20 protein-coding genes, 9 tRNA genes and 1 pseudogene are annotated in these 17,355 nt (G+C 47.3%); 20 read left to right on the top strand and 10 right to left on the bottom strand.

What is annotated here, in order from left to right; translation table 11 throughout:
- Positions 1–50 precede the first annotated feature (50 nt).
- The 9 genes from B2899_RS02815 (at position 51) to B2899_RS02775 (ending at position 915) form a co-directional block, all read left to right on the top strand.
- Positions 51–127 (top strand) — tRNA-Asp (locus B2899_RS02815).
- A 14-nt stretch (positions 128–141) separates the two neighbouring features.
- A tRNA-Gly gene (locus B2899_RS02810) sits at positions 142–215 on the top strand.
- A gap of 33 nt (positions 216–248) precedes the next feature.
- A tRNA-Arg gene (locus B2899_RS02805) sits at positions 249–325 on the top strand.
- A gap of 4 nt (positions 326–329) precedes the next feature.
- Positions 330–406: transfer RNA gene (locus tag B2899_RS02800), tRNA-Pro, on the top strand.
- Between the two features lie 14 nt (positions 407–420).
- Positions 421–494 (top strand) — tRNA-Met (locus tag B2899_RS02795).
- Between the two features lie 79 nt (positions 495–573).
- Positions 574–647 (top strand) — tRNA-Trp (locus B2899_RS02790).
- A gap of 14 nt (positions 648–661) precedes the next feature.
- A tRNA-Ser gene (locus B2899_RS02785) sits at positions 662–750 on the top strand.
- A gap of 12 nt (positions 751–762) precedes the next feature.
- A tRNA-His gene (locus tag B2899_RS02780) sits at positions 763–838 on the top strand.
- A 4-nt stretch (positions 839–842) separates the two neighbouring features.
- Positions 843–915, top strand: a tRNA-Ile gene (locus B2899_RS02775).
- A 245-nt stretch (positions 916–1,160) separates the two neighbouring features.
- Here B2899_RS02775 and B2899_RS02770 read toward each other — a convergent pair.
- Positions 1,161–2,570, bottom strand: a complete 1,410-nt coding sequence (locus B2899_RS02770; protein ID WP_286883904.1) for a sigma-54 interaction domain-containing protein — start codon at positions 2,568–2,570, stop codon at positions 1,161–1,163.
- Positions 2,571–2,861: 291 nt separating this feature from the next.
- Here B2899_RS02770 and B2899_RS02765 point away from each other — a divergent pair, with 291 nt between their 5' ends.
- Both B2899_RS02765 and B2899_RS02760 read left to right on the top strand, forming a co-directional pair.
- Positions 2,862–3,092 carry an AMP-binding protein gene (locus tag B2899_RS02765; RefSeq protein WP_286883901.1) on the top strand — a complete coding sequence of 77 codons (231 nt, stop codon included), beginning with the start codon at positions 2,862–2,864 and terminating at the stop codon, positions 3,090–3,092.
- A 290-nt stretch (positions 3,093–3,382) separates the two neighbouring features.
- Complete coding sequence (locus tag B2899_RS02760) at positions 3,383–3,520, top strand: hypothetical protein (RefSeq protein WP_170230410.1); 138 nt, start codon at positions 3,383–3,385, stop codon at positions 3,518–3,520.
- A gap of 82 nt (positions 3,521–3,602) precedes the next feature.
- Here B2899_RS02760 and B2899_RS02755 read toward each other — a convergent pair whose 3' ends face one another.
- The 3 genes from B2899_RS02755 to recU form a co-directional block, all read right to left on the bottom strand.
- On the bottom strand, positions 3,603–4,880 hold the full coding sequence (locus B2899_RS02755; protein ID WP_286883898.1) for an FAD-dependent oxidoreductase: 1,278 nt from the start codon (positions 4,878–4,880) through the stop codon (positions 3,603–3,605).
- A gap of 374 nt (positions 4,881–5,254) precedes the next feature.
- Positions 5,255–5,668, bottom strand: a complete 414-nt coding sequence (locus tag B2899_RS02750) for a DUF309 domain-containing protein (RefSeq protein WP_349679037.1) — start codon at positions 5,666–5,668, stop codon at positions 5,255–5,257.
- A 53-nt stretch (positions 5,669–5,721) separates the two neighbouring features.
- Complete coding sequence (recU, locus tag B2899_RS02745) at positions 5,722–6,363, bottom strand: Holliday junction resolvase RecU (RefSeq protein WP_246147444.1); 642 nt, start codon at positions 6,361–6,363, stop codon at positions 5,722–5,724.
- Positions 6,364–6,460: 97 nt separating this feature from the next.
- On the opposite strand from recU, the gene B2899_RS02740 reads away from it, so the two are divergent.
- On the top strand, positions 6,461–7,579 hold the full coding sequence (locus B2899_RS02740; protein ID WP_146812376.1) for an alpha/beta fold hydrolase: 1,119 nt from the start codon (positions 6,461–6,463) through the stop codon (positions 7,577–7,579).
- Between the two features lie 23 nt (positions 7,580–7,602).
- On the top strand, positions 7,603–8,175 hold the full coding sequence (locus tag B2899_RS02735) for a nitroreductase family protein (RefSeq protein ID WP_286883893.1): 573 nt from the start codon (positions 7,603–7,605) through the stop codon (positions 8,173–8,175).
- Positions 8,176–8,329: 154 nt separating this feature from the next.
- Here B2899_RS02735 and B2899_RS02730 read toward each other — a convergent pair whose 3' ends face one another.
- Genes B2899_RS02730 through B2899_RS02720 form a run of 3 tightly spaced genes read right to left on the bottom strand, consistent with a single transcriptional unit; the run spans position 8,330 to position 9,427 of the window.
- Positions 8,330–8,899 carry a manganese catalase family protein gene (locus B2899_RS02730; RefSeq protein WP_286883890.1) on the bottom strand — a complete coding sequence of 190 codons (570 nt, stop codon included), beginning with the start codon at positions 8,897–8,899 and terminating at the stop codon, positions 8,330–8,332.
- A gap of 34 nt (positions 8,900–8,933) precedes the next feature.
- Complete coding sequence (locus B2899_RS02725; protein WP_146808496.1) at positions 8,934–9,194, bottom strand: spore coat protein CotJB; 261 nt, start codon at positions 9,192–9,194, stop codon at positions 8,934–8,936.
- Positions 9,191–9,427 carry a spore coat associated protein CotJA gene (locus B2899_RS02720; RefSeq protein ID WP_146808495.1) on the bottom strand — a complete coding sequence of 79 codons (237 nt, stop codon included), beginning with the start codon at positions 9,425–9,427 and terminating at the stop codon, positions 9,191–9,193. Before B2899_RS02720 ends, B2899_RS02725 begins: the two co-directional genes overlap by 4 nt.
- 244 nt (positions 9,428–9,671) lie before the next feature.
- On the opposite strand from B2899_RS02720, the gene B2899_RS02715 reads away from it, so the two are divergent.
- The gene (locus B2899_RS02715; RefSeq protein WP_146808494.1) at positions 9,672–9,905 is read left to right on the top strand and encodes a hypothetical protein; all 234 of its coding nucleotides are present in this window, start codon (positions 9,672–9,674) and stop codon (positions 9,903–9,905) included.
- Complete coding sequence (locus tag B2899_RS02710; protein ID WP_146808493.1) at positions 9,898–10,359, top strand: endolytic transglycosylase MltG; 462 nt, start codon at positions 9,898–9,900, stop codon at positions 10,357–10,359. The genes B2899_RS02715 and B2899_RS02710 overlap by 8 nt, the downstream gene beginning before the upstream one ends.
- Positions 10,360–10,405: 46 nt before the next feature.
- Here the strand turns inward: B2899_RS02710 and B2899_RS02705 are convergent, their stop codons facing one another.
- Positions 10,406–11,941, bottom strand: coding sequence for a DUF4127 family protein (locus B2899_RS02705; RefSeq protein WP_286883884.1), 1,536 nt, complete (start codon positions 11,939–11,941; stop codon positions 10,406–10,408).
- A 105-nt stretch (positions 11,942–12,046) separates the two neighbouring features.
- On the opposite strand from B2899_RS02705, the gene B2899_RS02700 reads away from it, so the two are divergent.
- From B2899_RS02700 to B2899_RS02690, 3 genes are all read left to right on the top strand, one after another.
- Positions 12,047–12,478 (top strand): CBS domain-containing protein, encoded by a 432-nt coding sequence (locus B2899_RS02700; protein WP_146808491.1) that lies wholly within the window; start codon positions 12,047–12,049, stop codon positions 12,476–12,478.
- Between the two features lie 123 nt (positions 12,479–12,601).
- Positions 12,602–13,240: a YhcN/YlaJ family sporulation lipoprotein gene (locus B2899_RS02695; RefSeq protein ID WP_146808490.1), complete on the top strand. Its 639-nt coding sequence runs from the start codon at positions 12,602–12,604 to the stop codon at positions 13,238–13,240.
- 125 nt (positions 13,241–13,365) lie between these two features.
- Positions 13,366–14,943: a peptide chain release factor 3 gene (locus B2899_RS02690; protein ID WP_146808489.1), complete on the top strand. Its 1,578-nt coding sequence runs from the start codon at positions 13,366–13,368 to the stop codon at positions 14,941–14,943.
- A gap of 4 nt (positions 14,944–14,947) precedes the next feature.
- Here the strand turns inward: B2899_RS02690 and B2899_RS02685 are convergent, their stop codons facing one another.
- Entirely contained in the window at positions 14,948–15,664 is a 717-nt protein-coding gene (locus B2899_RS02685; RefSeq protein WP_246147204.1) for a S1C family serine protease, read from the bottom strand.
- A gap of 231 nt (positions 15,665–15,895) precedes the next feature.
- On the opposite strand from B2899_RS02685, the gene B2899_RS02680 reads away from it, so the two are divergent.
- Together B2899_RS02680 and B2899_RS02675 are read left to right on the top strand one after the other, a co-directional pair.
- The gene (locus B2899_RS02680) at positions 15,896–16,102 is read left to right on the top strand and encodes a hypothetical protein (RefSeq protein ID WP_246147203.1); all 207 of its coding nucleotides are present in this window, start codon (positions 15,896–15,898) and stop codon (positions 16,100–16,102) included.
- Between the two features lie 75 nt (positions 16,103–16,177).
- On the top strand, positions 16,178–16,576 hold the full coding sequence (locus B2899_RS02675) for a hypothetical protein (protein ID WP_146808487.1): 399 nt from the start codon (positions 16,178–16,180) through the stop codon (positions 16,574–16,576).
- Positions 16,577–16,821: 245 nt separating this feature from the next.
- Here B2899_RS02675 and B2899_RS02670 read toward each other — a convergent pair.
- A pseudogene (locus tag B2899_RS02670) lies at positions 16,822–17,355 on the bottom strand (hypothetical protein); the annotation flags it as partial.

Below are 17,355 nucleotides of genomic sequence, written 5' to 3'. Positions count from 1 at the left end.
GCCGGCATCCTCTATACTCATGTGGGGTCCAAAATCAAGTTTTATAACGCGGAGCCGTGGTGAAGTTGGAGTTCACGCTGGACTGTCACTCCGGAGGTCGCGGGTTCGAGTCCCGTCGGCTCCGCCACTTTATGTATCATTGCGGGTGTAGTTCAATGGTAGAACATCAGCCTTCCAAGCTGAATACGTGGGTTCGATTCCCATCACCCGCTCCATGATTTACTCGCAAAATCCTAAAAATAAAAAATGTGCCCGTAGCTCAACCGGATAGAGTGTCTGACTACGAATCAGAAGGTTGGGAGTTCGAGTCTCTCCGGGCACGCCATCTTCGGGAAGTGGCTCAGCTTGGTAGAGCGCCTCGTTCGGGACGAGGAGGTCGCAGGTTCAAATCCTGTCTTCCCGACCATGTTTTCAATATATGGCGGTGTAGCTCAGCTGGCTAGAGCGTACGGTTCATACCCGTGAGGTCGGGGGTTCGATTCCCTCCGCCGCTACTTTATTTCCTTTATTATTGAAGAATTTTGAAAAATAGTATAAAGTAATGGATAGTTGAATTGTATAATAAAGTGTTACAGGGGCATAGTTTAACGGTAGAACAGAGGTCTCCAAAACCTCCAGTGTGGGTTCGATTCCTACTGCCCCTGCCATTTTTATATTTTGCGGAGGGATACCGAAGTGGTCATAACGGGGCGGTCTTGAAAACCGTTAGGGCGCAAGTCCACGGGGGTTCGAATCCCTCTCCCTCCGCCATTTTTCATTATGGCGGCCGTGGCGAAGTGGTTAACGCATCGGATTGTGGCTCCGACACTCGTGGGTTCGATTCCCATCGGTCGCCCCATAAAGGGCCCTTAGCTCAGTTGGTAGAGCGGTCGGCTCATAACCGATTGGTCGCAGGTTCGAGTCCTGCAGGGCCCATATATTCTTACTGCATATACCTATAAAACCCACTTTCCTTTGTAAATAATAAACAAGGAAAGTGGGTTTTATTTTGGTATAGGAAAGTATGTGTCGCTTTATAGCAATAAAATGACATATACTTTCCTTCCATTGTAATCGAGGAAAAACGTGCGGGGCGTGTGCTGGCCGTTGCTTTTTCCGTGTGGAAAGAAGACGAGCGGCACCGCCCGCGAGTTTTTCTTATCATAAAGCAGGGTTCTTAGTTATTTAATTCCTAGTTTGGCTTTTTTTCGAGCAAGAGTTGAAATATCTATCTTCAATTTATCTGCACACTCCTTCATTGTCCCGCTTTTGCGAAGCATTGTTTCAATAAATTCCTTTTCAAATAAATTTACCGCTTCCTTAAGGGAGATTGGGTAGTCCTCCCTTGGGCTTTGACCGGATGGAAGACGGAAAGTATTTTTGAAAGCGGGCTGGGGAAGGATGTCGGTTGATATTCTATTTGTTTCACTCATATGATAGGCTCTCTCTACCATATTTTTAAGCTCCCGTACATTACCGGGCCAGTCATTTGCAAGCCATTCCTCCAGCAACTGCGCATCAATCACTTTTTTTATCTTGTATTTTTGCTGAAGCTTTTCCAAAAAATAAAAAACAAGCGCAGCGATGTCATCACGTCTTTCCCGAAGAGGGGGGATCGTGATGGATAAGACATTTAATCGGTAAAAAAGATCCTGACGAAACTTTTTTTGTTGAACAAGGGACTCCAAGTCAGTATTTGTAGCGGCGATAATACGCATATCCACTTCAATTGTTTCTGTTCCGCCCAGACGTCGTATTTTCTGTTCCTGCAAAACATTGAGCAGCTTTACCTGTAGAGGATAAGGAAGATCACCTATTTCATCTAAAAAAATGGAACCTTTGTGGGCTAATTCAAAAAGTCCTGATTTAGCCTTGCTTGCACCGGTAAATGCTCCTTTTTCGTAACCGAAAAGTTCTGATTCCAGAAGATGATCGGGTATAGCGCCGCAGTTGATTTTAATAAACGAACCGGGACGGTCGCTTTGATTATGGATGTACTGTGCCACCACATCCTTTCCTACCCCTGATTCACCCAAGAGCAGGATAGGTGAGTCATTTTTGGCAAATCGGGTCGCCAGTGAAACGATCCTATGCATTTCTTTACTGCGGTATACAAGCTGGTGAATGGTCTGAAAATCATTCTGAATCTTCGAAAGAGCCTCTTGAAATTTTGAATTAATCTGTCGGGTTTCCTCCAATTCTTCCTGCAGGCGATTAAGCTCCGTGATATCTCGAACGTTAGAGACCACACATTCAAGCTCGTTGTTTTTATCAAACAGAGGAGTGGAAGTCAGAATCGCTTTCTTTCCGTTATAGTAGTCGATGATCGTGTTATGGGGAGTCTTTGTCCGTACGGTTACTGCGGCACAGGAATTCGGGGTAATATTGCGTTCAAGGAGTTCAAACACATTATATTTGTAAAGCAAGTCCTCAGAAATCCCAGATATTTGCAAAAAAGCTGTATTAAATAAAAGTGTATTTCCTTCCTTATCACATATGTAGAGTCCATCCTGGGAGGTATTAAAAATAGAGTAGAATAGGTCGGCGATTTCATTTACGCTCTTATCTTGAAAATAAACGGATTTATACATAAAAATCCCTCTTTATTTTTTACTAAGAGTATAAAAATTTTCTTAAAAATGCAAATGTACTATGCATTTTTGCTTATGCGGAAATGCGAGATTCTTTTCTTTTTCCTTTATCATATCAGGATTTATCATTGGCATTTCTTTTGCTTATTAAAAGGATGCTTGTTTTTGCTTGGACAGGCGAAAAAACGTGAAAGAGAGGGAATAAAATGAAGGAGCAGCATGAAAATATGGTGCAACTGATTCGATATCAGGCGGCTTCCATACCCGGGGATATTTTTTTGGGATATAAAGATGAAGCTTATACGTATCTGGTCCTCAATGGAGAAAAATAATTCTGTAACCCGGATTTTTGGTGGCGCGGCTCCTAAGGAAATCTGGAACGAATTTGAGAAGCGGTTTGATCTAACGATTGTAGAAGGGTACGGATTAACGGAATCTGCGACCGTTTGCCTGTGCAACCCTATGGAAAATATTAAGGTTGGCTCAATTGGGAAACCGCTGCCGCAGTTTCGCTTAAAGTAGTAAATGAATGGGATGAAGAGCAGCCGCCAAGGGAGCCCGGAGAAATTATTGTACGTGAAAACGTGCCTTACACGCAGTTTGACGGCTATTATAAGATACCTGAAAAAACAGAAGAAGCAATGAAAAACGGCTGGTTTCATACGGGGGATCGCGGATATACAGACGAGGATGGTTACTTTTACTTTCTCGATCGAATCAAAGATTGCATCTTTAGGGTAGTAAATAACAAGTCAACACCGTGATTATAAGCGTAAATTGAAATGAGCAGGTCGGTACTATACAAGGAGGGCATGATGGAGAAGAATAGGCAAAGTTGCGAAGCGGAACAAAGCTCGATGTATGCATACATCATTGGAAATGGAGTGCAGCAGGTGACGGAATTGTTAACGCGTATGTCAGAAGAGGACAGCGAAGAAAATGCAGAGTAATATAGGGAAAACAAAGGCAGCAGAAAAGCCGGATCTTCCATAAGAGGGAAGTCCGGCTTTTTTTGCTGGATAGAGCGAACCGTTAGCTGTATTGCGGGCGAAGCTGGGAACGGTTATTCACATAGGCATCCGCTCCAAGGGCTGCAATGGCTCCATCCGCTGCGGAGAGCACGGCCTGTTTGATTGGCGTTCTGCGGGCATCTCCGCCGGCAAATACGCCCGGCACGTTCGTCTGCAGCATATCATCCACATTCACATAACCTTCTACGTCCCGTGATACAGCGTCTTTTAGGAAATCCGTGCCCGGCTTCATGCCTGCGAGATAGAGGAAAACTCCGTCGATATCCCAGGTTTCCAGTTCTTTTTGATCGGTTTGTATGACCGCTTTTTCTACGCTGTTTTCGCCCAGAATTTCTTTTACCCGGTATTTTTTATAAATTTTCACGTTATCTTTAGTTTCGAGCTTAGACAGGTCAGCCTGACCTTTGAGCGTGCCTGTCGGGATAAGGAAACGCACTTCTTTACAGAACTTGGACAGGGATTCTGCTTCGTGCACCGCTTCTTCATTATCGCCGGTTACGATGACGGTTCTGTCCTGGAAGAATGCGGCATCGCAAGTAGAGCAGTAGCTTACGCCGCGCCCGGTGAATTCTTCCTCGCCCTTAATTTTGCTGGAAGGCGCTTTAGCTCCGACGGCGATAAATACGCTCTTTGCCTTAATAGTACCCTCGGCTACTTCCAGTTTCTTAATCTCCGGATCGGAGAAATCAACGGAGAGTACATTCGTACGGACAAAAGTTGCGCCGAAGTCATGAGCCTGCGCTTGCATGCGCTGCAGAAGCTCAAGCCCGGTTAATTCTTCACGTACTCCCGGATAATTGGCAATCTTATGGGTAATAGCCAGCGTGCCGGCTGCCGGTGCCTTATCAATAACCAGCGTTTTCAGACGGCCGCGTGCTGCATAGACCGCAGCGGATGCCCCGGCAGGTCCGCCTCCGATGGTAACGAAATCGTATACCTCATCGAGAATCTTCTGGTCAACAGATTGGAAGATTCCACTTTCATCCTGAATTTTACCGTTTTTAGTTTGGGATGCCGCTTCTGTTTTTGGTGCTTCGAAATCGTCCGGCAGGTTCAGCAGCTTTCTCATCTTGGCTTCCTGGAAGCCGAGGACCAGTTTGTTGTTAATGTAGGTGGCCGGCGTTCCGAAAATCTTCTTCTGCTGCAGTTCTTCGAAGTATTCATAGTTCTCGGATACGTTGCGTTCTTCGAATGGTATGCCCCATGCGGTTAGCTGTTCTTTTACCTTTTTGCAGTAAGGGCATCCCTGGCTGGTGTACACGATTACGTTATTCTCCATACTTATCGCCTCCTGAATTCTCTCTTTAATTCCTTTACACGGTTTTGTAAAATACTAATCAATCTTGTTGTTTATTGCTTATTGTTGTTAATTTGAAATGGTTATAAATAATCTTTAATGATATTATATGAGCCATCCGGCATCCTGTCAACCTTTTTCACAGAAAACCACTATGGCATCTCAGCCGTAACCTCGACATAAAAATAAGGGGGGCGGCTGACTTTTGCGGTAAGAAGGAGAAGAGAACGAGAGGAGGATTTCAATGGGGAAAAAGCGAACGTCTTTTTCTTCCCTGGATCTTCTTTCCTCTTCTCCTCTTTTTTTCCATGATTTTCACAAAAAAAGAGGCAGTTATCCTGCCTCCCTGCAATTCGCTAAAATTTATCTTCTTCCGCAACGCCTTGCGGCAGGCAAACTGTCACTGCCTCCGTAAGCTCTGGATCAAGAATGGAGATGTGAAGAGGGTAAAAAGAAAAAGGCGCTTGTTCGTACGCGTATAGCTTCTTCAGATACTCCCGTGTTTCGGTAAACAGCTTCTCCGTGTCGATCCCCAGATTTCCGCTCCATGTATCTTTGGATTTTGCGAGTGCGGCTTCAAACAGATGAATGGCGCCTTCTACATTCCCGTTGCGAAAATGGTGCAGACCGACCGCCACCTGCAGCAGGGCCTGGAGCAGACGGTTTCGTCCTTCGTTAAGCCATAATTCTTCCATGACTTCATGACATTCGTAATAATCCTGCTTTACATTAAAATAATATAAATACTCGATATACAGCCGATGATACAAAATCCCCGCTCCTTTCTTGCGTACCTTATTGTCACGGCGCCTTCGCTTTCCTCTTAAAAATAATGCTTTTTGATAACGGAAAGGTAGTCGATACGGGGCCGGTAGCCCTCCGGAATCAGATGGCCGTGCTCCTGGATATACGCATATGGAATCGATTTACGGCCTCCCTGTGCCGCTTCTTCCCAGAAACGGATGATGTGAGAGGCACTAAGTACGTACGTTTCGTCATGCTGCGTAAAGCGAATGATCGCGAATGCGATGCCTTTTTGGTTACATACAAGACGCATGTGATCAATTTGGTGGGCATGAAAGTTACCAAGCGGCAGAGACGTCTTGTTTCGAGTCTCCTTTGCTTCAAAGTCGAGGTATCGTCCTTCGTATACACCGTTATAGTCAGTTGTCGACGGTTGGCGGAAGTAAGCTTCCCGAATGACGGCAGCCGAACGTGCCGGGTACTCAACTTTAACAATTTGAATTGGGGTCGGCTTTTTGTGAACAGAAGCAATACCCTGTGCCACATAATAGGCATTGCTCTCGTTAAGCTCTTCTTCGAGTGACATGCCGCGGTTAGCTGCGGACGCTTGTTTCTCTTGAACAAGCGCGAGAAATTCTTCGGTTTTCATACGATCGGGAAGCTGCGTGCCCCCTTGGGCTCCCGCCGGAAGTTTACCGTTCGGATAGCGAATGTTCCGCAATGCGCTCCCTCCTTCTTTATCTTTAGTATAATAACAAAAAGAAGCAAAAAGTTATACTACAGAGCAGGCAGGAAAAGAAAAAAAGGGAGGCGCGTGAATGGATACGGTAAAAAAGCAGGTGTTTTCATTGGACAGCTACCGGATGGAATGCGGGGAAACCATTCCTATTACGGTCGGTTTCGAGACCTACGGAGAATTAAATGAAAAGAAGAACAATGCGGTACTGGTGTGTCACTTTTTCAGCGCAACCAGCCATGCGGCAGGGAAGTACAGTCACGACGATGCAGATCCGGGCTGGTGGGACGCGCTGATCGGTCCCGGTAAAGCCATCGATACCGACCGGTATTTCGTGCTCTGTACGGACAATCTATGCAACATTCAGGCGAAGAACCCGAATGTCGTAACAACCGGTCCGAGAACCGTTAATCCACAGACCGGAGAGCGGTACGGTACGTCGTTTCCTGCATTTACATACCGGGATATGGCGGGCATCCAACGAGAGCTTATTCGTTCGCTCGGAATTGAGAAGCTGCTGGCGGTAGCGGGGCCTTCAGCAGGTGGTATGCAGGCGTTGAATTGGGCGGTTCACTACCCGGATATGATGGATGCATGTGTAGTTGTCATTAGCGGGGCACAAACGCCCGTGTTGACTTCGCTTGCGTATTTGCAGGCTGCAATCGATGCGATTATACTTGACCCGAAATGGAAGGACGGAACATATGATGAGGGGGAAGAGCCGGAAGCGGGATTGCATTTGGCGCTGCAGCTTATGAATCTTGCGGCATACCAGTACGGATGGTATGAGTCTTCGTTTCCGCGTGACGCGAAGCGCGATGTTATTTCTCCTTCTTATCAGAAAAACCCGGAATTTGCCGAAGCTTTTAAGGAAGCGGTATCGAAGCGCATGCAGCCGTATGATGCGAGCCATTACGTATACACTGCACGCGCGGTGATGATGCATGATATCGCCCGGGGATTTGATTCCCTCGAGGAAGCGCTCGGACGGATTCAAGCGCGGGTGCTGATGATTCCATGCGTATCGGATTTGCTGTTCCCACCGCAGTACAGCAAGCAGGCGGTCGATATTATCAATCGGAAGGGCGGACGCGCTTCTTATTATGAAATCGACAGCCCGAATGGACACATGGCAGGCGTGGTTGATGCTCATTTGTTTGCGGAACCGTTAGCCTCATTTTTGCGGGGAAAAGATATATAGACAAATGAAGGAGGAAAAATTCCATGAACGAGTTTCTGGAATTAATTCGGACCAGACGTACCATTGGCAAGGTTACAGATGAGCCTGTACCACGCGAAGATATTGAGAAAATTCTCGAAGCGGGCAACTGGGCACCAAGCCACTATAATACACAGCCCTGGAAATATTTTGTGCTGACCGGGGATGGAAGGAAGAAGCTCGGTGAAGCGTACGCCAAGATAGCGCTGCTTGAAAAAGGCGAAGGGCTTTCTGAAGAGGAGAAGGCGGCATTGTACGAGAAAAGCATGAATAAAGCATTCCGCGCCCCGCTTGTGATTGCGGTGGCCTGTCTGCCGCACGAGGATGAATACGTGATAGAGTCGGAGGAATTCGCCGCAGTCGCCGCGAGCATTCAGAACATGCTGCTGGCAGCCCATGCGTTAGGCTACGGCGCTATCTGGCGGACCGGGGCCGCAAGTTACCATCCGGTTATGAAGGAAGTATTCGGACTCGGAGAAAAAGACGGGCTTGTGGGCCTTGTCTACATCGGCAGGTCCAACATGGTCCGCGAATCGCGCCGCGTTTCCATCGAGAAAAAAACGGAATGGTGGAGCTAAATCCAGGAAACGGTGTATAGTTTTGTAGGAAAACGAAAAGGTGAAAGAAACAGGGAAGCAAGGATAGCCTTTTTCTTCTCTCGCTGAGCGTGCAGATGGGAGAGAGAAGAAAATAGCTGCCTTGCTTCTTATTTCTTTATATTGCGTGTTACTACTAGAAAACTTTTTTTCTGTCCCGCTCTTCTTTTAGAATCTCTACCGCTTCACGGAAGCGTTGAGAATGGACGATTTCGCGTTCACGCAGGAAGTTGAGTGAATCCATTAAATCCGGATCATCCGTCATGTTAATCAGCCACTGGTATGTAGCGCGTGCTTTTTCTTCGGCGGCGATATCTTCGTACAAATCGGCGATTGGATCGCCTTTGGCCTGTATATAAGTCGCAGTCCATGGGGCACCGGCAGCGTTATGATAAAACAGCGCTTTATCATGATTAGCGTAATGCGCTCCGAGTCCGGCTTTTTCCAATTCTTCAGGCGTGGCATCTTTCGTTAATTTATACACCATTGTCGCAATCATCTCCAGGTGAGCGAGTTCTTCCGTTCCGATATCATTTAGAACTCCAATGACTTTTTCGGGCACTGTATAGCGCTGATTTAGATAACGCAGCGCTGCGGCCAGCTCTCCGTCCGCGCCTCCGTATTGTTCGATTAAGAATTTTGCCATCCGCACATCACATTTGCTTACCCGTACCGGATACTGCAGTTTTTTTTCATAAAACCACAAATCCGCTCGCCTCCTTTACCTTCATTTTTTGATACTATACTTGCCAGGGCCAGGGAGCATCCTTCCATTTCCAAGGGATAGGGGAATAGCTGTAACCAAAACTGGTCAACGGACCATATATTGCCTCGAAATTCTTTTTCAGTTGCATGCTGCGCTGTACATACTCGTTGTATTGTGCAATAGCTGCATGGTCATGCGGGTGGGTATTAAGATACAAATTCAACTCAATAATAACAAAGTCAACCTGTTGGATTTCGAGCAAAAGGTCACGGTACTGTTCATCCGTCTGCTTCATGCGTCTCCCCCTCCCTTGCCGTGTTTGTCTTTATACGGGTTTTGGTACGGGGCATACAGGGCGGGCCATAGAGTCCCTAGACATAGTGCCTCTGCTGGTGGGTATTGTGGCAATCCATAGGGCTGAAAGCCCATATACAACTGCGGCGGAGTTTCATATGTTTTTCTGGTCATCGGCGGACATGGATCACACGGGCTTGCGTATACGCGATACTTTTTGCGAAACGTATGCATGTGCTTGCGCTCCTTTCGATGTGTTTAACCTTTCCTATAGATATGGGAGGACGGTTTGTACAAAGTACAGTTTTTTTTCAAAAAAGGACGAATGCATTATTCGACAAAATTCGTGTAACAAAATGGGAGAAAACGGTTTCAGTGTCGATTTTCCCTTGTATTTTCATGTAGGTATGGTATAAAGGAAAAGGCAGAAAAACATGCATCCGGGAACGAACAAATAAACGAATGAATGGAGGAAACTATGGAGTATACAATTATCGGCTTACTTTTGCTTGGTATTGGGATTCTCATTTACTCCTTTTATAAGGAGAAAGATCAGGCCGGACAGTTGGAAGAGAAGGTAGAGAATCTGTCCATTCAGATTCTTAAAGAAATCCACCAGGTACAGAATACGCTGGGTGCGCAGGCGAATCGAAAGATTGCAGACAATCGCCACGCGAAAGAAAGCATAAAGGAGAAAAAAGAGGGTGCTTAAAGTAACAAAGCAAGGATTGCGCGGGTTCGCCGCCGGCATCTTATTTTCAACCGCAGTACTGTCGTTCGTTTATTACAGGGAGCTGCCTGAGAAGAAAGCCAAGGCTGAGAGCGTGCAGAAGCAGGATCCTGCAAGTCAGCCAATCAAAGAAATCCAAATGCCTGCTCCGTCTCTGGCAAACACGGCAGCAAGTCAACAGCCGCAGCCGAAACCGGCGGTACAGCCTGAGGAGAAAGTATACACATATCGCCTGGTAATCGGGAAAGGCATGAGTCCGGAAGAAGTGGCTGATAAGCTGCAGGAGGTCCATATTATCAAGGATAAAAAAGTGCTGTTGAAGTATTTAAATGATTTCAGCCTTATGGGTTCGGTACGTTTCGGTACGTATGATCTTAGCAGCAATATGAAAATCCCGGAAATCGCAAAGATTATTACAACAGCGAAGGCAAAATGAAAAAAGACGCACATCTCCGATACGGATTGGGGATGTCCGTCTTTTTTTACCTCCATATATAGCGAATTTCAAAAATGCGGTGCCATGGAAGTGCGGCTTTTTCAACGCGAATAGGAACAGGTACAGATTCTTGATGTCCGTCTCTGCGCGTGGCAAGGGAAAGAGGAGTCAGAAATTTATTGGTTTGCGTCTCAACCTCTTTCATTAACGCTTCTTCTTCATTAGGTGAAAGCTCCATAGTGGAAGGGTAACGCATCGCAAATTCGTAACGTTTAATAACGTTATAATAATAATCTTCAGCATAGCGAAGCGTCAGCCATTTCTCGTGCGCAGTATTCCAGGTTGGCTGATCGCGGATCATCTCCATGTGAGCCACAAGCAGACCCAGTGTATTACCGCTCGTATTCCACGCCGCAAAGCTATCAATCTCGCGGGAAAGCTGCTGCCGCAGATAGTTCTCCATCCAAACCGTATCGAGGAAGCCTGCGTACGATACGTCGGCCACGCCGCGTACACGTCCAGGGTTTTCATGAATCCAGCGTTTGAGCTTTTCAATGGATTCTTCGTGTGAATGGATATAGAGCGACAGGGAGGCAGGTACACTGTTCACTGGCTCCTCAGGTTGAACGAACGCGATCTTATCCCGGATGACTTCGTTCAAAGGCTGCCCGTCGTATGCCTTGATTTTGCCTTTTAATCCTTCATGGGAGAAGGTAATGTCATAGCGGGATGCAGAGCCGGTCACCTCATTTTTGTATCGTGCCAGCAGAAGAGCGGTAATATCGTCCGCTCCTGTCATAATATGAACATTGCGAATCCCCTGTTCGCGGCAGTACTGACGGATTCTCCACTCGTTGAGTTTCGGTAATCCAATGTCGCTTGTATCATCGGTGCCGATAACTACTTCATCGACGAGACCGGCCTTAGCCCAATCGGACAGTATATATAAAACCCGCGCGTTTTCATTAAATAAACGTAAATAATCCTTCACGTACATAGATGGAATTGAGCTTTCCAGTTTGCGCAGAAAATACAGCATATAATTGCGGCTAACTTCCGTCTTGGACAGCATGTACTGTGCGTACTTGCGTCCGTACTGCGTAAGTTCCGTCGCATAAGAAAAAGCAGCGCCTGCATAGGAAGGTTTTTCCCGGGGGATAAGCCCGATGAGGTACACTTTTTTGTCTTTATAGGCAGATAGGATGGATTTCAAATCATCTAGCCGATGGCCATTCAAAATGTAGCTCATTGTATGTCTTCCTTCGATTAGGCTCCCGTTCAGCCACTGAGGTACGCAGATAAAGACAGCGTCTGCTTTGGGGAGTTCGCGCATTAAGAATGCTTTTATTTTTGGATAGTCGGCAGACCGCTTGTATTCATCCATCCCTTCCTTCGGGTAGACGACGGACGTTCCGCTTATTTCCCCGAGCATTGTTATGTATTCAGTATTCACAGGTCGGCTGTCCAGCGGAATCAACACAATCTTTTTGCCGGCCAGTTTGCCGTCGGCCGCTGACACGGGAGAAAGTCCCCATGTTCCAAGGCCAACCCACAGTGTAAGAAATAAAAGTAAAACCTTCACAGCAGCCCTCCTTTGCAGAATTACCCACGCATACATTTTATCTTTATTTATCACGCTATAAAAGGATTCACCTGAATCCGACATACGCACACGGGAGGGAAAAAAATGTCACAACGTTTACAGGATATCATGACCCGTCAGGTGGCTACGGTACAGCCGAACCAAACGCTTCAGGAAGCGGCAAACATCATGAACAGCTACAATGTGGGAGCTGTTCCGGTTGTGGAAAACGGTCAGTGCGTAGGGATGATTACAGACCGTGATATCGCGATCCGCGCTTCAGCTCAGAATCGCGACAGCCAGACAAAGGTGCGCGATATCATGACGCACAATATCGTTACGGCACCGGCACAAATGGACGTACATGAGGCGGCTGCCCTTATGGCAAAAAATCAAATTCGCCGTTTGCCGGTTGTTGATAATAACCAGGTCGTAGGCATTGTCGCTCTAGGTGACCTGGCAGTTCAGGATATTTACCAGAATGAGGCGGGCGACGCTCTTTCTAGTATTTCTCAGCCAAGTGAACCCGGCCATTAATTATCCTAACAGAGGATAACGCAGGAAAAAAAGGTAGGAACGATAAATTCCGGCCCTTTGCCATTTATTTTCACGGTGACTTCTGTTTTAGCTGCACAAACGAAAGATGGGAGTGACCTATCTATGTACAAACCGGTAAAAATGGTTGTTGCCGCTTCGCTTGCCCTGACGATGGCCGGCACGCTTGCCGCCTGCGGGCCGCGTACCGGAACGGATAACGCGGCGAGAACACAGTCCGAAACGTACCGTTTGAACCAGTATAATACAAACGGCACGACGATGAACGACAATCTCGGCATTCGTCCATATGGTACACAGTACTATGGGCTGCGTCCCGATATGGCGCGTCTGTATCCGTACCCGAATGCTGTTCCTGACCGTTATAACGCTTATGGCGTTCGTCCTGATGGGACGGCACAGCAGAACCAACAGGTAGCTGAACGCATAGCCCGGATTGCGTCGAATGTAAACGGGGTGACCCGCGCTACTGTGGTTGTGCATGGAAATGACGCGGTTATCGGGATCGAAGGGAGCACGGCGTCCAATATGAAAATGTTAGAGCGCAGCGTATATGAAGCCGTTAAGCGTGCTGAACCCGGGTACGCCGTTCACGTCACCGCAGACAAAACACTGACACAGCGTATACGTACGTTGAGCGATCGGATGGGCGGAATGGGGGCAAATGCGCTGCGCACAACCGGCCGGGATATTGCCGTACTCATTCGCGATATCGGCCGCTCAGTCACTGCGCCGTTCCGTTAACAGAGCGTACTGCACAGAAAGAGAATGCTTCCGAGGAGGCGTTCTCTTTTTCTTTTTTGCGGCAAGGAAACATGGTATAGTTAAATGTGTTGCAAACTCAAGAAAACGGAGGCTTTTTTACATATATGGCTAAGCAAGAAACAAGAAAAACATTTGCGATCATCTCGCACCCGGACGCCGGAAAAACGACGCTGACCGAAAAGCTGTTGTATTTCGGTGGTGCGATTCATACTGCGGGGATGGTCAAAAGCCGCAAATCGAAGCAGGCCACATCTGACTGGATGGAGATTGAGAAGCAGCGCGGTATTTCCGTCACATCAAGCGTAATGCAATTCTCCTATGACGGGTATGCGGTCAATATTTTGGATACGCCCGGACACCAGGATTTCAGCGAAGACACATATCGTACATTGACCGCGGCCGATAGCGCGGTGATGCTGATTGACGCGGCCAAAGGGGTAGAGCCGCAGACGATTAAGCTGTTTGAAGTATGCCGCATGCGGAAGATTCCAATCTTCACATTCATCAATAAAATGGATCGCGATGCGAAAGATCCGCTGGAGCTTCTTGAGGAACTGGAAGAGGTGCTTGGCATCCGTTCGTGTCCGATGAACTGGCCGATCGGATCAGGGATCGATTTTCACGGCGTATATGACCGGGAGAAGCAGTGGGTTGAGCTGTTTAAGCGCGGGGAGAAGGAACGCAATATTATTCCTGCATTTCAGGATGGGGAAAGCAATGCCAGAGTGAAAGCAATCATCGGGGAAACGCTGTATGCGAAGCTTGAAGAAGATATCGAGCTTTTAGACATTGCGGGCGACCCGTTTGACATGGAGAAAGTCAGCACAGGCTTACTTACGCCTGTCTTCTTCGGCAGTGCGCTGACCAATTTCGGGGTGCAGTCATTCCTCGAGTATTTCCTTCGTCTTGCGCCAAGTCCGGCGCCGCGCATGAGCGACAAAGGACTGATACAGCCGGATAGCGGCAAGTTTTCCGGCTTTGTATTCAAAATCCAGGCTAACATGAATCCGGCTCACCGTGACCGCATCGCTTTTTTGCGGATTGTATCGGGTACGTTCAACCGCGGCATGGCGGTGCAGCATGTTCGTACCGGTAAACGCATCAAGTTATCTCAACCACAGCAATTCCTGGCGCAGGAACGTAACATTGTCGAAGAAGCATACCCGGGGGATATTATTGGATTGTTCGATCCGGGTACATTCGGAATCGGGGATACGCTGGTAGAAGGAAACCAGACGTTTAATTTTGCCGGCATTCCGCATTTCTCGCCGGAAATTTTTGCGCGAGTACGTGCTAAAGACGCAATGAAGCATAAGCAATTCCATAAAGGGATGCAGCAGCTGACGGAAGAAGGGGCTGTCCAGTATTTCACTACGGCTGCCCCCGGCGCCGAGACGCTGATTCTTGGCGTCGTGGGCCAGTTGCAGCTCGAGGTGTTCGAACACCGGATGCGGGGCGAATACGGCGTGGAGGTTGAAATTCAACCGTTAGGCTATTCACTGGCCCGCTGGGTAAAAGGAAATAAGAAAGAACATGAATTGAATTTGATTCAATACGGGGGAAGCCTGGTAGTGCGCGACCGGGAAGGAAGATTGGTGGTATTACTGGAGAATGAGTTCGCCGAGCGCTGGGCGAAAGAGAAGAATCCGGATGTGGAGTTTGTCAGCACGTCGTACGAATAAATGTCTACAGAAATTTACGGATGAGCGGTTTGATACTGTCAATCCCGATAGCGAAACCAAGCCCATGGTTGTCCCGGATGATAAAGGCGTTCATGCCGATCGCTTCGCCGTTCATATTGATAAGTGGTCCGCCGCTGTTTCCAGGATTAATGGCGGCATCCGTTTGAATAATATCTTCGTATTTCCGGCCGGCGATTTGTACCGGCCGGTTTTTTGCGCTAATAATACCGGTGGTTACGGTATTCTCAAGCCCGAGCGGATTGCCGATGGAGATGACCATTTCACCTACTTGGACTTCAGTGGAAGAGCCGAGCGGGAGTACGGGAAGCGGGCCGCGTACTGTTGTGATACGGAGAAGGGTGAGATCGCGCTTTTGGTCGCTCCACATAACCTCTGCTGGCTTTGTTTCGCCGGAAGCCAGCTTGACGTAAATGGTTTTAGCATTGTGAATGACATGTTCGCTTGTGAGCACATATCCCCGCGGATGAATAATAAAGCCGGTGCCGAAGCTGCGGCGCACCTCTTTTCCGGGTGCCTGGGAATTGGGAAACAGAAAGTGGTGCAGGATTTGTGACATTTTTCGATTTACAACATAGTCTTCCGTAGTGATAGAGATGATGGCCGGTGTTGTTTTTTCCACGATAGGAACGAAGAAGTTAGCGGGATGCATGTGGGAAGGTTTACGGAATGTTCTGGTTACATGAGCGGTTTTTCGTTTCAATCACTTTCCTCCTTCCTGCCAGTATGAATTACATACAGATGTATCGATATCCTTTTGTGGTTTGAACACAGTATTGGCGTCGATACATAAACGTTATCTATACAGTGTATGTGGCGGATGGGACAATGTGAAAGTAATTATTTTCTTGCAATTCGTATAAAGCAGATAGTTATTGTTCATGATAGAAAATATCGAAGAAAAGAATGCTGGTGAATGCAAGGAGGTTGCAAAATGAGCGAAATGTCGCAATGGATTGGCATCGGTCAAGTTTTCAAGCCATTTGCCTGGAAAGCGAACTTTGACATGGATTTCTCTTCCGAGTGTATGTATTGTGATTCGAATGAAAGTTTGAAAGGATATACAGTGGAAAATGAGGAGGGCAGCGCGGCAAGAGTGGCGATCTGTCCGGCATGTCGAAAAATTAACGCTCGCTATTAAAGAGGGTTAAACCGCCCTTTCCCTGAATACATATAAGGCAAACCGACAGTGTGTGACGGGAAAGGGGAACTGGCAATGGAGAAACAATGTGCCCGCTGCGGCCATGTGATGCATTTATATTTGCGCAAACTAGTGTATATGAATCATACCCAAATTGAACATGTGCCTATATACCGATGCTGCTACTGCGAACATCATGAGCTGGTAGAGCAGGTGAAAGAAGATTTAAAGCAGTGTCTGCAGCGCCTTCATACATCGAAAGAAGAAAGGGCGATTTCATTTGCTGAACATTCGGCGTTTACTCGTATGATGCTGAAAAACCGCACTTCGGGGAAGCCGTTTACCGTTGACGAATGGCTCGACTTATATCTGCTTGTAAAGTCGCTTGGGGATACGCGGTGGCTGCGTCAAATCGTAAAAGCGTTGCAGCGAAGGCAAACTGAAAAATGTGAAGAAAGTTTTACAATTGATTAAAAAGACAGGGCTACCTGTGTAAAATGAACGGGATCGCGGTAGACGCAGCCTGCCTCTTTTTATTACAATGGAATCAAATTAGCACAGGGGGGTACGCTCGTATGGGTGGACAACAAATTGCAATATTTGGATTAATCGGGTCCATGGCGATTCCGCTCATTTTGTTAACCGTCATGTTTGTTGCTTCAAAAAGAAAGAACAAAAAAGCATAAACACACGTAAAGAACCCCCTGATTGCCGAGCGGTCAGGGGGTTTTGATTTCTGGAAATTTCACTTCCGGTGCCGGATGGGCGTTTATCCATTTTTCCTTTTGCTCGATTAAATATTGCAGCGTTTTACTGCGCTGTCCGTGAAGCAGAACCAGCAGCGTTTGCGAATGGAGCAAGTCGTCGCGCGTTAGTTTATAATAGTCCTCCGCCGGATAAGGCGAGAAGGAAGGCGTAAGCGCGTAATAGAAGTTAGAGTCCGGACGAATCCACTTTTGATTGGTGACTTCCAATGCTGCGTACAGTTTTTCAGCCGCTTTTTTCTTGGCGGGATCCCGGTCATACAGATACGCTTCAAGTAGATAATTCATATTGGCCGCCAGGTGGTTAAGCGACGTATGTGTGCGCCTGCTGCCTTCATGGCCGACATAATCAGGAATAAAGCTGATTGTGCGACCGTCTACCTGCTGGTTGTATCTGTCGATATATCGAAGCAGATAGCTGTCCCATTTGTTTAACGCTTGCCGAACCGCTGAATCCGGTTTCTGCTGCAGGTAGCGCAGCAGGAATGT

Origin of the sequence: Aneurinibacillus sp. UBA3580 (genome assembly GCF_002375825.1) — a bacterium.
GTDB classification, from domain to species: domain Bacteria; phylum Bacillota; class Bacilli; order Aneurinibacillales; family Aneurinibacillaceae; genus Aneurinibacillus; species Aneurinibacillus danicus.
Note: the sequence above shows the minus strand (reverse complement) of the source record. Positions and strands in the feature narration are given on the sequence as shown.